We start from the raw sequence: 14,115 nt of genomic DNA, 5'->3' as shown, positions 1-14,115 counted from the left end.
TTGGTTTAAAATGAACGCCATTCAATTTCAAAAAGATTTAAAAGCGTATGCGAATTTAGCAATCAAATTAGGCTTAAATATTCAACCTGGCGACTGGCTCAGCCTAACCATTAATATACATCAAGCAGCATTAGCTCACCTACTGGTCGACGCTGCTTATCAAGCTGGGGCGCGTAAAGTCATCGTTCAATGGCAAGATGATGTTTTACAACGGCTGGACCTCACCTATCAAAGTGATGCTGATTTACAAACTTCATTGGCATATCAAGAAGAACTTCTCCAATTCATTGCCACTGAACACGTTAAGCGTTTAGTCGTCGTTTCAACGGACCCCGCCGCCTTAAAAGATATTCCGGCTGAAAAAATTGCTGCCTATCAACAGCGCGAAAGTAAGGGACTCACCGCCGTTCGCGATGCCACTCAAAACAACCAATTAAGCTGGTTGATCATTGCCGCTGCTAGTCCCGCTTGGGCGCAAAAAGTCTTTCCTAAACTTGAGGCGACTGCAGCCACTGACCAATTATGGCAAGCTATTTTTAAAGCCAATCGGATCGACCAAGATGACCCGATTGCGGCTTGGCAACAACATCGTGATGAATTAAGTGCGCGGGCAGATTTTCTCAATCGTTATCAATTCGATGCCCTGCATTATCAAGCGCCAGGAACCGACTTAACCATTGGCTTACCCCAGAATCATGTTTGGGAAGCCGCTGGTGCAACAAATACTCAAGGTGACTATTTCATTCCTAATATGCCCACCGAGGAAGTTTTCACGGCTCCTGACTGGCTGCGCGTTGACGGCACCGTCCGTTCAACGAAGCCTTTAAGTTATGGCGGCAACGTTCTATCAGGTCTGCAATTAACATTCAAAAATGGCGAAGTCATTGCCGCTACTGCTGAGCAAGGCCAAGCCACTTTAGATCATTTATTAGCTACTGACGAAGGTGCCCGTCATTTAGGCGAAGTCGCCTTAGTCCCTGATCAATCGCCGATTTCGCAATCCGGCTTAATTTTCTACAATACTTTATTTGACGAAAACGCTTCGGACCACTTAGCGTTAGGCGCGGCCTATCCCTTCTCCGTCAAAAACGGCACCACCATGAATAAGTTACAGCTACAAAAAGCCGGCCTAAACGTCAGCCAAGTGCACGTTGATTTCATGGTTGGCTCTGCGGCCATGGCGATTGACGGCTTGACTAAAGACGGTGAAACCATCCCACTCTTTCGGAAAGGAAACTGGGTGAAATGAGCTTCGGTTTACTTTTAATTGCTGGCATCACCATTCTGCTAAGCTGTTTCGCCGGCATGTTAACTTATAGTAATTGGCGAACCGCCCAATACCGTTACTGGTTCTTGGCGGCAACAATTATCTTAGCCATCATTGCGATAGTTAGTAGTTGGCTACTACTTCATCACTAATTAGCAAGTCAAAAAAAGCGCCCTTCAGCAAAATTTACTGAAGGAACGCTTTTTTATTTGTCAGTGTCGCTTAATCTTCCAAGGCTTCCATTTCATCACTTTGATAAATGGCGTCAGTCTGACTCAGCAATTCGTCTAAATTAGTTTTGAAAGTCATTTTTTCCACAAAGAATGGTAATTGGGCATGACCTAAGCTAGCTGGTAATTTCACTTCTGCTTTGGCAGCGGCATCGTAGACTTGGTCCATTTTATAATTCACACCAACTTGGGCTAAATATTGAGGCCGTTCTTGCGCCAACACAAATGCTGGCCCGGCTGGTACTTGGTAAGAAGTCCAACCTGTTGGCACCTTAAATGAAGCTGGCACTTGCACACCATACCAATATTGCGATGTTTCCGGGCCGAAAATCGCCAAGCCCACGCGGTTACTTTCGCCAGCCGTAGCCATCAATTCTTCATCGACCTGAGCCATTTGCTCGCTGGCTTCCAGCTCTTGGCTGAACGAATAAAAGCTTCCATTCGGGTCCATATCATTCGCTAAGGCCACTTTACCAATGATCTTAAATGTTGCTAAATTTTGTACTGCCATGAGATCGACTTCCTTTTTTAATAATTAAGCGGCTTTACTAGTGCCGTCTTGATAATTAATTTGATAATTCGCTTGAACATTGAAAATATAAATATTAAACGAGATCTGATTATCCTCAACAGATTGGCCCATCATGTGAATGCCGCGAGCGACCAGTTCACTGCCTACAAAAATCGGCGTCACTTGATAACGGACATGATGATTAGTGGTTTTTAAATAACTGGCCATGGCATTTTCATAATAAGTCATGGCGGGATCATTTAATGATCGCGTCCCAGTCATTAAGTTCTTAGGATTATTATTTTGGCCGGTCAACTGATAACCAATTAAATGGCAGCGATTATATAAGTAATCTTGTTTACCATTGATCGTAATTTTACGATTGTGCCAACCAGTTGGCTGCACGTAAAGGCGCTCTCGTTTAGCCGTGGGCATGCTACTGCGCTGCATGAGCGCATTGGCTTGAACCACGCGGTTATACTGATCCAAGGCGTGGTAATCTTGCCAAGTGCCCCGACTTAAACTTAAATCAGCACTACTAAAAGTCGGCTTATTTTGATTGACGGCAATAATTTGCCGATCTTGATAAGTTTGTTGCGTCAATTGATCAGCCTGAACCGTGGTCTGCTGAGCTTTGGTCTGACCATTCGTCGTTGGTGCCTGCGCTGAAACAGCACTGCTAGTTAGGGCGCTACGATCAGTCGCTTGTTGCTGAGTCGTGGTGACACTACTGGAACCAGCAGTTGACTGTTGGTTGGAATTAGGATCACGCGCCAACCAAACTAAGGCGCCAATAATTAAAATCGCAATTGCTGATGTCAGACTTAATTGTTTGCGACGCGGACGTGAACGCCGCCGTGTCCGTTTTTTTGCCATGTTACCTCCCTATGAAACCCTGAATCCCTACTTCTAATGAAAAATAAAAGGCTGAAACAAGCAACTCATTTCAGCCTTGGTTGAACTATATCACGTACCAGATTAAGCACGACGATGTAATAATTCTTGATAACGCTGGTACCAAAGATCGACATACGCCTGGGAAAATGGTCCCTTGCCTTGATTGATCCAATCAACAAGCACTTTAACATTCTCTTTTAAGACATGATCGATTTCTGGTGGATAGTGCCAATACGCGCTGTGTGCCTTGTACTCATCAACGTCGAGTAAACGTTTCTCACCATCGGGAAAAACTTTAACGTCTAAATCATAATCAATGTATTTCAACGCTTGGCGATCCAAAGCGTACGGCGTGGCCAAATTGCAATAATAAGCGACGCCATTGTCTCTGATCATGGCAATGACATTAAACCAATACTTTTTGTGAAAGAAAATAATCGCCGGCTCCCGCGTAACCCAGTGGCGGCCATCATCTTCAGTCACTAAAGTATGATCATTACAACCAATCAAAGAATTATCACTTGTTTTGAGCACCATGGTTTCTTTCCAAGTCCGATGCAAACTACCATCATGCTTGTAACTTTGGATAGCAATATAGTCCCCTTCTTTGGGAACTTGCATATTTACCCTACTTTCCGGTGCAAACTGAATTCTTACTTATTATAGCAAACTTCATTTGTAAATTCATTAGTCAGGGATATGACTGTAAAATCGTGTGCTTGGAAAAATCTGCATCGAAATTTTGTTCGGCTAAGTTCTAAACTGCTGTGCATAGAATGTAGTTAATAGCAATTGATGCCGATTAAAAGACCAAGGTTCAAAACCGTTAAAACCTGATGAAGATGTTGAAACTGAATTGCGTCTGGCTTCATTGCGGGCTTGCTGGTTGTGGAACGCGGTCGACGCTGATCGAAGCCTTTTTTCAAAAGTCTTCGATACAGGTCTTATTGTAGGCGCTAAAGCACCAACAATAATTTGGCGGCTGACAACCACGCCCTTCATTCCGCCTGGAGTTAATCTGGTTCATCTCATCTTTACTAGTGCGCAAGGCAATTGTAGTAGGACTAATCAGCTTAATTAGAATTGTTGTCACAATTGAACAGTAGCACAAAAAGTCCGTCTGATAGTTTCCGGTTTAATTCCAGAAAACTTGTCAGACGGACATATTAATTTATTATAATCTGCTTTTATAAGTAGTGTGAGCAATTCAGTTAGTTTCTACAGGTGGTGACTGGACTATTGGCATCTGACTTTACCAGTACATCACTGGCATCAATCAAATCTAAAGTGACCTAACTTAACTCAAAACGTAGTGGAGGTCGCCGGGTTGTCAGCCGCCAAATTCTTCTTGCCGCTTTAGCGGCTAGAAGAAGGGTTGTATTTGAGATTGTTGCAGAGCAATAAGCTCAAATCAATCCCGGCAGCGTTCCACAACCCGCCGACCGCAACGGAGTTGTCCACCGTTCAGCCAAAAACCAGTTTAGATTTAAATCGTCCAGCAACTACCAATCAAAACAGGGAAGTCTTGGCACCAGCTTTGTTTTCACAGCTCTGCCTAACTGACATAAAATTTTTGCTACTCATCTTGTTCATGATCTGCCAGCCAATTATTGATGGCATCGAAAGCAAAACCTTTGCGATACAATGCTTGGGTAAATTTTTGCCGCTGTTTACGATCAGTTAAAGGTTGATAATGACGTTGCGCTTTAGCCGCAGCCAATTGCAGCGCATCGTGTTCTTCCGCATCATCCATGGTCAGATCAAGTTGCGACCAAATTAAATCAAAATCAACGCCACTATACCCCTTTTGTTGTAGTCCTTGACGAACTTTCTGCTCACGAATTCGTTGGGAAACATGGTGCTGTCGTTGCCAAATTTGTTGGGCTAATTTTTGACCGTTAGCCAGCAAACTTTCCTGATCATAATGTGTTAACGCATCAACAATTAAGTTTTCATCCATAACGCCCTTTTGTCGTAATTCTTGGCGAATGACTTGAGGGCCCTTCAGGGATAAGCGCTTGTTCGTTTGGACATAGGCGATTGCATAAGCACCATCATCTAAGTATTGCTGCTGTTTCAAACGATCAATAACTTGTTCAATAGCCACTGACTCAACTTCATGTTGTTTCAAATATTGACGCATTTCTTTAATCGTGCGAATTTGATAGCTCAAATAATTTAAGGCTAACTGATAGGCTTTCTCAATCACATCAGCGGCGGCAATTTCTGCCTGTTGATCATCAGTTAGTTCCAAACCTTTATGTAAATTGTAACGGATCAAAACATCTTCACTGACGGGAAAGGCATAATGTTTATCAAGAAAAATATTGTAACGGCCGGATTTTTTCTGAGCCGTAATTTGGGTAATTGTCTTCATGAATTCAACTCCAAATCGCAATCTGCAGTGACATCGTTTATACTAAGAGCTGTAATCATTGCGATCACAACTAATCTAATCGCTATTATAACATGCATCATTCAACTAACTAAATCGCGATGGCTCAATTAAATCAGCGTCGTGATGTTAAAAATCAGGTTGTGCCATCAGTCAGACATTGCTGTCAAACCGGATTACGGTGTGACATACTGGCGTTCCACCTCAACTCCAGACGGCGTGGAGGGATCTTGGCGTCAGCCGCCAAATTGTTCTTAGTGGCTGGGCCACTTAGAACAAGGCTTGTATTTGAGATTGTTGCAAGGCAATAAGCTCAAATCAACGCCGGCCGCGTTCCACGCCAAGCAGCCCGGAACAGAGTCAGACGCTATTCTGTTTAGACTGACGCACCACCTGACACAACTAATCAATAAAGGAGTTTTTAAAATGACAGAATCAGTTAATGTGACGATTGGTCAACGTTTTCCCATCACTGCCCGGCGAATTGGGATCAATGGTGAAGGAATCGGTTATTTTCAACACAAAGTCACTTTCGTTCCCGGTTTAATTCCTGGCGAAGTGGCTGTTTGTGAAGCCACCAAAGTAACGGATCGTTATATCGAGGCCAAAATTCATCACCTTCGCAAAACATCACCAAATCGGGTCAAAGATTTGCCACCTCTGGCTGGAAAAGTTGGTGGTTTGGAGCTGGCTCACATTGCTTATCCACAACAATTAATTTTCAAAAATGATCTCATCAAACAGGCCCTTGAGAAATTTAAGCCGCGTGGTTACCAACATTATGAAATAATGCCGCCGCTAGGCATGACCGCACCTTGGCACTACCGCAATAAGGCCCAATTTCCCATTCGCCAGTTAGCGGATGGCAAGTTGATTTGTGGTTTGTATCGGCCTGGCACTCAAGAATTAGTTGATTTGCCAACTATGCCGACTCAAAGTGAACTAACTTTGAAAGTCTGTCGCGGGATTTTACCAATTCTGAAAGAACTGGCCATCCCGATTTACGACCCTGAACAGAACTCGGGCATTATTAAGGCGATTGCTGTGCGGGAATCACGGCTGCACCAACAAGTCCAATTAACTTTCATTACTAATTCTAAAAAAATGCCACAAAAGCGAGCTCTTTTAGCAGCCATTTTGCAACAATTACCAGAAGTAGTAAGTGTCAGCCAAAACTTTAATCCAGCTAAGGATGGCTTATTCTGGGGCGATGAAACTTGGTTGCTCGCCGGCGAACCCTACTTAGAAGAACAATTAGGGAAACGACGCTTCCTGTTGTCACCACGAGCCTTTTTACAATTGAATTTAAGCCAAACTGAAAAAATGTATCAAATTGTTCGCGATTATTTACAGTTGACCCCTAACGATGTGCTCATGGACGCTTATGCTGGTGTCGGAACAATTGGGATCAGTCTAGCTGATCAAGTCAAACAAGTGGTTGGGATCGAAGAAATTCCCGAAGCAGTTGCCGATGCCGAACAAAATGTACAGCATAACCATTTAACTAACGTGAGCTATCGTCTCGGCCAAGTGGAAACGATTTGGCCTGAACTAGTTGCTGCTGGCACCCACTTCACCGCCCTAGTCGTCGATCCACCACGAACTGGTTTAGCCCCAAGTTTGGTTGAGGCCATTTTGCAAGCAGCACCGAAGAAATTTGTTTATATTTCTTGTAACGAATCAACCTTGGCTCGGGATTTAGTTAGCCTAACGAAGGCCTACCAAGTTACCAAAATGCAAATGGTTGATTTATTCCCGCAAACAGCTCGTGTAGAAACAGTCGTTAAATTAGAACGTCGTGCCAGCACTCATTAGCTAATTTCGGCGTGAGTCACGCATCGGTAATGATGCAAATGGTATAATAATAGCAATCAAAAAAAGGAGTCTAACAAAATGAATGAAAAAGTAACTCGTGCCGATTTAAAAAAACGCGCTAAAGCTAAAATGCGTGGCGATTTTGGCACTGCTTTTAAATTAAATAGTATCCCCATTATTTTCACTATTTTGGCGGTTATTTTATGGACCTTGCTTGTCGTGGCATTAGCCGTCTTTATGTCAGTCGACAAAAACGCAACTAACAGTATTAATAGTGCTGCTTCAGCGCAACAATACGTTAGTGACACGATGAAGCAAAGTAACGGTCAGTGGTTTGGCACTTTTATTGGCGCCTTGATCAACACGATGCTGAGCGCCGGCATTAGTATCGCCAGTTTAAGTTGGCTGCGGCTACCAAAAGACGAAACTTTAAATAAACCTTTCGTCAAACAATTCCAAGGTTTTACCAGTGACTATTTTGTCGCGATTCTGATTATTTTCATTATTACTTCGGTCATCACTTATTTCGGCTATTTCCTGTTAATCATTCCTGGCATTATTCTGGCCTTGGCTTTTCAACCAATTTATCTGCTTTACAGTGATGAAGGCGATAATTATGGTTACTTTAATATTATCGGTCGCAGTTGGCAGTTCATGCGCGGCCACAAATTCGACTTATTTGTCTTTCAATTAAGCTTTATCTTCTGGTACGTCGGGATGTTCCTGACCCTCGGCTTATTAGGAATTTACTTCATCCCTTACCGTAATCTTGCCCTGGCTGCTTTCTACGACAATATTGTTGCCGAGAATCGTGCCAACGACGCCCAAGTCGCCGCATAAAACTAGGAGGTTTTTTCGATGCATATTTATTTTGCCAATGCCCTTTTCTCACAGGCCGACTTTGATTTCAATGCCCAATTAGTAGCTAAAATTCGTGCGGCCAATCCTGAAATCAGCGTCTACTTACCCCAAGAAAATGCTAGTATTAATGACAAACAAGCCTACGCCGATTCGAAAATGATTGCCCAAGCTGATACGAAAGAAGTGCTACGCAGTCAATTAATGATTGCCGTTTTGGATGGCCCAATCATTGATCCCGGCGTGGCTAGCGAAATTGGTGTGGCTTACGCTAACCAAATTCCGATCCTCGGTTATTACACGGACTCCCGCCAGCAAGGTGCCACTAACAACCAAAAAGTCGCTGCCTTGCAAACAATCGCCGAGAATCAATTTCACTATTTAAATCTTTACACCACTGGTTTAATTAAATTAAATGGCGCCATTTATAATAATGAAGCCGATCTGTTGGCTGCCATTCAACAGTATCAAGGCTAAACGCTGAAAAAGCCCGATTAACAATTTCTCCAATAAATGGAGATCGTTAATCGGGCTTTTTTTATGCCAATTTGGTTGGCTAATCAGTGGTACGTGTTCGTTAGTTGAAGTCATTAGTTTAAAGCGTAAATTGTGTGTGCGACGATTGCCGCTCAAACCAGCACGTAACGAACTGATAAAGGCTTTAATCCGAAACTAGTACCGCTTTTAATTAACGTAATAACTTATCCCAAATAACCACTTGGTCTTGCGCTAAAGATTTTTGGACATCAATAATTCGTTGGTTACTACTACCGCGAAATTGTAACGTCAAATCTTTCTGAGCTAAGATAAAACGGCCGTCAACTAAAATGTCGATTTTGCTTAACAGTTCCTTTTTATCAGCTGTTTCCTGTTGCAGTTCATCCCAAGTATAGCCGGTCCACGACCAGATATCTTTCGTATCGCCAAAGCGCTCGCGAATCGCATCAACCAATTTTAAACAGACCTGCGTATTCACAAATGGTTCGCCACCTAATAAGGTCAAACCTTGGACATAGCTCTGACTCAAATCCGTTAAAATCTGTTCCTGTAATTCATCAGTATAAGGTTGACCATAGTGAAAGTTTTGCGCGGCCACGTTATAACAGCCTGGACAAGCAAACTTACAACCGGAGACATATAAACTGCAACGCACGCCCTCACCGTCAACGAAATTAAACGGTTTGTAGTCGGCCACATATTGAAGACTTAAATCTTTTGCTTGCCATTCTTGGGGGGCGGGATTTTTCGGTAATGGTTGAACTTTAATCCTCATCCTGCGCACCCTCTCGTGGTTGATTAGCAATTTGGTTGTTACTGAAACTCATATGTTTGACTCGCGAAATAATTTCTTCATGACGGCCGTGAACCATTGGCCGCTGATTAGGATTACCCAAGTAACCACAAGTCCGCTTAACCACATCACAACTGGCTGGATCGGCATTGCCACACTGCGGGCATTTAAAGCCTTTCGCAGTGGGGACGAATTCACCTTTGAAGCCACACTTGAAACACTGATCAATTGGCGTGTTGGTGCCTAAATAACCAATGCGATCATAGGCAAAATCCCAAACAGCTTCCAAAGCTTTAGGATTTTGTTTCAAATTAGGGTATTCGCAATAATGAATGAAACCACCAGCTGTATATTTCGGATAATCTTTTTCGAAATCAAGTTTTTCAAAGGGTGTCGGATTCTTACGAACATCATAATGGAAACTATTCGTGTAATATTCTTTATCAGTAATATCTTTAATCTTGCCAAACTTCTTAGTATCTAAGCGGCAGAAACGATCTGTCAAACTTTCTGATGGGGTGGAATAAACACTAAAGTGATAACCGGATTCTTGCTCCCAAGTCACGCAATGATCGTGCAGACTTTTAAGCACTTTTAAGGTGAAGGCTTTGGCCGCTGGATTATGTTCCCAATTAGGACCATAGAACACGGTACCAACCTCGTAAAGGCCAATATAGCCAAGTGAAACTGTGGCCCGACTATTCTTGAATAACTCGTCAACATCATCATTTTTATTTAGTCGCTTGCCAAAAGCACCATATTGGTAAAGAATCGGCGCATTATAAGGATGCGCTTGTTTCGCCCGGTTAACTTTGAACAAGAGTGCCTCATGACAAATATCTAGCCGTTGGGCCAAAATGTCCCAGAATTTAGCTTGGTCATCTTTCGTCTCTAGCGCAATCCGTGGTAAATTCAAAGTCACCACGCCTAAATTCATCCGGCCAGAATTAACTTCTTGGCCATTTTCATCACGCCAACCTTGTAAGAAGCTACGACAACCCATTGGTGCTTTAAATGAACCAGTTAGCTCAACTAACTTATCGTAATTTAAAACGTCCGGATACATCCGCTTGGTGGCACATTCAATCGCTAATTGTTTAATATCATAATTAGGATCTTCAGGATTTAAATTCAAGCCGCGCTTAATCGTAAATACTAATTTAGGAAAAATCGCTGTTCGATGTTCTTTACCCAAACCTAAAATTCGAATCTTCAAAATTGATTTTTGAATTTCTCGCTCAATCCAATTCTCGCCTAAACCGAAACCTAACGTGGTAAATGGCGTTTGACCTTGAGAAGAGTATAAAGTATTGATTTCATATTCTAAGGCCTGCATGGCATCATAAATGTCTTTTTTGGTCCGTTTATAAGCATATTCTTTGCGACGTTCCGGTTCATCGATCCATTCGGCAGCTTCGGCTTGATGTTTCTGATAATTTTTCTCAGCAAAGGGTGCCAATAATTGGTCGACACGATCAGCAGAACAACCACCATATTGACTGGAAGCAACATTGGCAATGATTTGTGCCATTTGTGCCGTCGCCGTCTGAATGGAATGTGGTGGTTCAACCTCAGCATTACCAATTTTGAAGCCGTGAGTCAGCATCTCTTTAAAATCGATTAAACAGCAGTTAGTCATGGGACTGTATGGTTGGTAATCCAAATCATGCCAATGAATTTCGCCTTTTAGATGGGCATTCGCCACTTGCGGTGGTAACATTTTCAACCCAATAGCCTTGGCCACGGTCCCCGAAGTTAAGTCACGTTGGGTATTAAAAACTTGACTGTCCTTATTAGCATTTTCGTTAACGACCGTCGCATCACGATTCAACAACTTTTTAATCGTAAAGTTAATATCAGTCGCTTGGCTACGATCAAAATCACGTTGTGTCCGGTAATTAATATATTCTTCGGCAATTTGATAAAGATGGTGATCTAAGAGCGTCTGCTCAACAATACTCTGAATCTCATAAATTTTAACATCTTGGGAGAAACGTTGACTGATTTCGGCCACCACATCATCAACAACGCCTTGAACTGCAACGCCAATATCAAAGCCATCATTTTCATCATTAACTGAGTTGGCCGCAACCTGATTGGCTGCTTTGGTAATCGCTTGGGCAATTTTGTCCGGTTCAAAAATCATCACACGACCATCACGCTTCAAAACGTGAATCGTCGCTAATTTTAATTCGGTTGGTGTTTTTACTTGGTCCATGCTCGTCACTCCATTCAATACCTATGTGACTTATTCTACCTAATTCATAAAGTTTAGCAACAATACCTAGTACACAAGAGAATATATTTCGTATAAAGCTACTAGATATGGTATCAATCAATATTTGATATCATACTAGTTCCGACCACTTATACACAAGCAAAAAGCTGTCAAGAAGAATATTTACAAAATTTTTCAGCTTAATCGCAAAATAAGTTGCTAGCAACACCGATTTGAGTCTGACTGCATTGCGGACTGCTTGGCGTGGAACGCGGCCGGCATTGATTTGAGCTTATTGCTACGCAACAATCTCAAATGCAAGCCTTATCGTAAGTGCTAAAGCACCAACGATAATTTGGCGGCTGACGCCAAGATCCCTCCATTTCGTCTGGAGTTGAGGTGGAACATTTCATCTTTGATAGTGGTTGAGACAATTCGACTGGGATTGATCAACTCGATTTAAATTGCTGTCACAACTAAATAACAGTATTCAAAAAGCCCGTTTGACATTTCTCTGGTTTCATCCAGAAAGTTTGTCAAACGAGCTCATTAGTTTATTGCAGTCTTTTTTTCTAAGTAGTGGTGCTCAATTCTGTTAGTTTCATCTGGTGGTGGCTGGGCGATTGGCGTCAGATGTGAAATTATTGTTAGTGCTTTAGTACTTACGATAAGCCTCGAATTTGAGATTTTCGTAGAAAAGCTCAAATCGACGGCCACGTCGTTCCACGCCCTCTAAATCGCTCAGCCACCACCTACCTCTAATTGGGGAAGTCTTGGCACCATATTAGTTTCATACCCACAAAATCGCTGTCTCCCCTGCCGTTACCTAATATAGGCTGCGACATTAATTAATCTCATTCTCGCGAAAGTCTTTGTAAAATAACCGCAGCAAGATACAAAAAATCTGCCGACCAAAATTGGTTGACAGATCTTTGATTTTCTAATTAATCTTGGCGACTATCGCCCCAGAAGAACAAGGCAACTGTACCAGGACCAGTATGACTACCAATGGTTGTGCCGACGTGGTTGATTTCCACTGGCCCAGCTAATTTTTTGAAACGAGCTTCCACTAAATCGGCGACCGCCCGTGCATCTTCATAACAATCGGCATTAGAAATATAACATCTGCCGCTGTAATCAAGACCATCTTCAGCATGTTCCGCCATCCGGTCGACAATCTTTTTGATAACTCGTTTCTTACCGCGAATTTTCTCCCGTGGAATTAATTTACCGTTAGCATCCATATTTAGCAAAGGGCAAATACCTAATAATGAGCCAACGAAACCAGCTGTTTTCGAAATTCGACCGCCCTTGATGTAGTACTCTAAAGTTGTGGAGAAGAACCAATGATTCATATTTAATTTATGAGCTTCAACCCACTCATGTAGGCTATCAATATCCATTCCGGCAGCCTTTTTCTCAGCTAGCGTATTCATAATTAAGCCGTAACCCGCTGAAGCGCCCAAGGAATCGACAATATAAATCTTCCGATCTGGGAAACGGTCTGCTAAAATCCCCTTGGCAATATTAGCCGAGTTGATCACGCCAGATAAGCCAGATGAAAGCGACACATGTAAGATATCCTGCCCAGCTTCCAAGAACGGCGTAAAGTAATCGACAAATTCTTCAACATTGACTTGAGAAGTTGCAGTAGCAGCACCGTTAGCCATCGCACCATAAAAATCTTTAAAAGAAATCGAATGCCCCAAATCATCTAAATATTGTTTACCATCTAAAGAAAAATGGAAACAAACATAGTGAATATCCATTTTTTCGAAATGTTCAGCGCTTAAATCAGCAGTTGAACAACAACTTAAAATATAGTTTTGCATAGCGACCTCCAGAAATAACTGACAATTTGACAGATAATATAACACGCGTTAAAATCATAACATTTATGTGAAAACGATACAATTTACATTTTCTTAGATTAGTTAGTTACCTATACAAGAATAGCGAAGTGTATAACCAATGGCAGAAGACAAACGTATTCGAAAAACCAAGCATTATCTGAAGCAATCCCTGATTGAGCTCTTAGTGGACAAACCCTTCGAACAAATAACCGTAACTGAATTATGTCAAAAGTCCGATATTAGTCGGATTACTTTTTACGCTCATTATAAAGATAAATTCGCATTAGTCGATGAAATGTTTGCGGAAATGTTGATCAGCGCGACTCGCGATTATCGCCAGCAACAACAAGCCAACAACCCTGAAAATGAAACCATTCAGACGTTTTGTAACTTACTAGATTGTATTCTGAATTTGTACAACGAAAATATGTCGCTTTTATCTGACACAACGATCGATAAAAATCCTTATTTATATTATATGTTTTATAGTTACATCGTTCGTAATGTGGAGCAAGTGATCATCCATCGGCACCAGATCATCACGCCGAAATATTCGATCAAACAAGTGAGTGGCTTTATTTGTAACAGTCTCTGGGCTTTCATGAGTGAGGCTCAAGCTGCTAATATTGATAGTGCAACTGTTCGTCGCGATGCTAAAACCGTCTTGACTGGAATTCTTGAGGCCAATATCGTGATTGAGAAAACCCATTAAGGCAACTGTTCCAGCAACCGCCACTGGTAGCGCCAACTAATTAACCGCAAATGAATAGCCTGTTTAAC

14 protein-coding genes are annotated in these 14,115 nt (G+C 42.2%); 6 read left to right on the top strand and 8 right to left on the bottom strand.

What is annotated here, in order from left to right; translation table 11 throughout:
- Positions 1 to 10: 10 nt before the first annotated feature.
- A complete protein-coding gene (locus EKM82_RS03110) occupies positions 11 to 1,249 on the top strand; it encodes an aminopeptidase (RefSeq protein ID WP_125766861.1) in 1,239 nt (412 codons plus the stop codon).
- Entirely contained in the window at positions 1,246 to 1,419 is a 174-nt protein-coding gene (locus EKM82_RS11250; RefSeq protein WP_164508071.1) for a hypothetical protein, read from the top strand. Before EKM82_RS03110 ends, EKM82_RS11250 begins: the two co-directional genes overlap by 4 nt.
- A gap of 70 nt (positions 1,420 to 1,489) precedes the next feature.
- Here the strand turns inward: EKM82_RS11250 and EKM82_RS03105 are convergent, their stop codons facing one another.
- From EKM82_RS03105 to recX, 5 genes are all read right to left on the bottom strand, one after another.
- Complete coding sequence (locus EKM82_RS03105) at positions 1,490 to 2,008, bottom strand: hypothetical protein (RefSeq protein WP_125766860.1); 519 nt, start codon at positions 2,006 to 2,008, stop codon at positions 1,490 to 1,492.
- Positions 2,009 to 2,032: 24 nt separating this feature from the next.
- On the bottom strand, positions 2,033 to 2,884 hold the full coding sequence (locus EKM82_RS03100) for a DNA/RNA non-specific endonuclease (protein WP_125766859.1): 852 nt from the start codon (positions 2,882 to 2,884) through the stop codon (positions 2,033 to 2,035).
- A 102-nt stretch (positions 2,885 to 2,986) separates the two neighbouring features.
- Positions 2,987 to 3,526 carry a nucleoside tri-diphosphate phosphatase gene (gene ntdP, locus EKM82_RS03095; RefSeq protein ID WP_125766858.1) on the bottom strand — a complete coding sequence of 180 codons (540 nt, stop codon included), beginning with the start codon at positions 3,524 to 3,526 and terminating at the stop codon, positions 2,987 to 2,989.
- 129 nt (positions 3,527 to 3,655) lie between these two features.
- Positions 3,656 to 3,907 (bottom strand): hypothetical protein, encoded by a 252-nt coding sequence (locus EKM82_RS03090; RefSeq protein WP_125766857.1) that lies wholly within the window; start codon positions 3,905 to 3,907, stop codon positions 3,656 to 3,658.
- 574 nt (positions 3,908 to 4,481) lie between these two features.
- Positions 4,482 to 5,282: a recombination regulator RecX gene (gene recX, locus EKM82_RS03085; RefSeq protein WP_125766856.1), complete on the bottom strand. Its 801-nt coding sequence runs from the start codon at positions 5,280 to 5,282 to the stop codon at positions 4,482 to 4,484.
- A gap of 444 nt (positions 5,283 to 5,726) precedes the next feature.
- Between recX and rlmD the strand changes: the two genes are divergently transcribed.
- From rlmD to EKM82_RS03070, 3 genes are all read left to right on the top strand, one after another.
- Positions 5,727 to 7,115 carry a 23S rRNA (uracil(1939)-C(5))-methyltransferase RlmD gene (gene rlmD / locus EKM82_RS03080; protein WP_125766855.1) on the top strand — a complete coding sequence of 463 codons (1,389 nt, stop codon included), beginning with the start codon at positions 5,727 to 5,729 and terminating at the stop codon, positions 7,113 to 7,115.
- A 78-nt stretch (positions 7,116 to 7,193) separates the two neighbouring features.
- Entirely contained in the window at positions 7,194 to 7,955 is a 762-nt protein-coding gene (locus tag EKM82_RS03075) for a DUF975 family protein (RefSeq protein WP_125766854.1), read from the top strand.
- Positions 7,956 to 7,973: 18 nt separating this feature from the next.
- The gene (locus tag EKM82_RS03070) at positions 7,974 to 8,450 is read left to right on the top strand and encodes a nucleoside 2-deoxyribosyltransferase (protein ID WP_125766853.1); all 477 of its coding nucleotides are present in this window, start codon (positions 7,974 to 7,976) and stop codon (positions 8,448 to 8,450) included.
- Positions 8,451 to 8,661: 211 nt separating this feature from the next.
- Here EKM82_RS03070 and nrdG read toward each other — a convergent pair whose 3' ends face one another.
- The 3 genes from nrdG to EKM82_RS03055 form a co-directional block, all read right to left on the bottom strand.
- Complete coding sequence (gene nrdG, locus EKM82_RS03065) at positions 8,662 to 9,246, bottom strand: anaerobic ribonucleoside-triphosphate reductase activating protein (RefSeq protein WP_125766852.1); 585 nt, start codon at positions 9,244 to 9,246, stop codon at positions 8,662 to 8,664.
- Positions 9,236 to 11,482 (bottom strand): anaerobic ribonucleoside-triphosphate reductase, encoded by a 2,247-nt coding sequence (gene nrdD, locus EKM82_RS03060; RefSeq protein WP_125766851.1) that lies wholly within the window; start codon positions 11,480 to 11,482, stop codon positions 9,236 to 9,238. Before nrdD ends, nrdG begins: the two co-directional genes overlap by 11 nt.
- A 944-nt stretch (positions 11,483 to 12,426) precedes the next feature.
- Positions 12,427 to 13,314 carry a DegV family protein gene (locus EKM82_RS03055; RefSeq protein ID WP_125766850.1) on the bottom strand — a complete coding sequence of 296 codons (888 nt, stop codon included), beginning with the start codon at positions 13,312 to 13,314 and terminating at the stop codon, positions 12,427 to 12,429.
- Positions 13,315 to 13,453: 139 nt separating this feature from the next.
- Between EKM82_RS03055 and EKM82_RS03050 the strand changes: the two genes are divergently transcribed.
- Positions 13,454 to 14,047: a TetR/AcrR family transcriptional regulator gene (locus EKM82_RS03050; protein WP_125766849.1), complete on the top strand. Its 594-nt coding sequence runs from the start codon at positions 13,454 to 13,456 to the stop codon at positions 14,045 to 14,047.
- The last annotated feature ends 68 nt before the right edge of the window (positions 14,048 to 14,115 follow it).

This window comes from Lapidilactobacillus wuchangensis, from assembly GCF_003946645.1.
GTDB lineage: Bacteria > Bacillota > Bacilli > Lactobacillales > Lactobacillaceae > Lapidilactobacillus > Lapidilactobacillus wuchangensis.
Note: the sequence above shows the minus strand (reverse complement) of the source record. Positions and strands in the feature narration are given on the sequence as shown.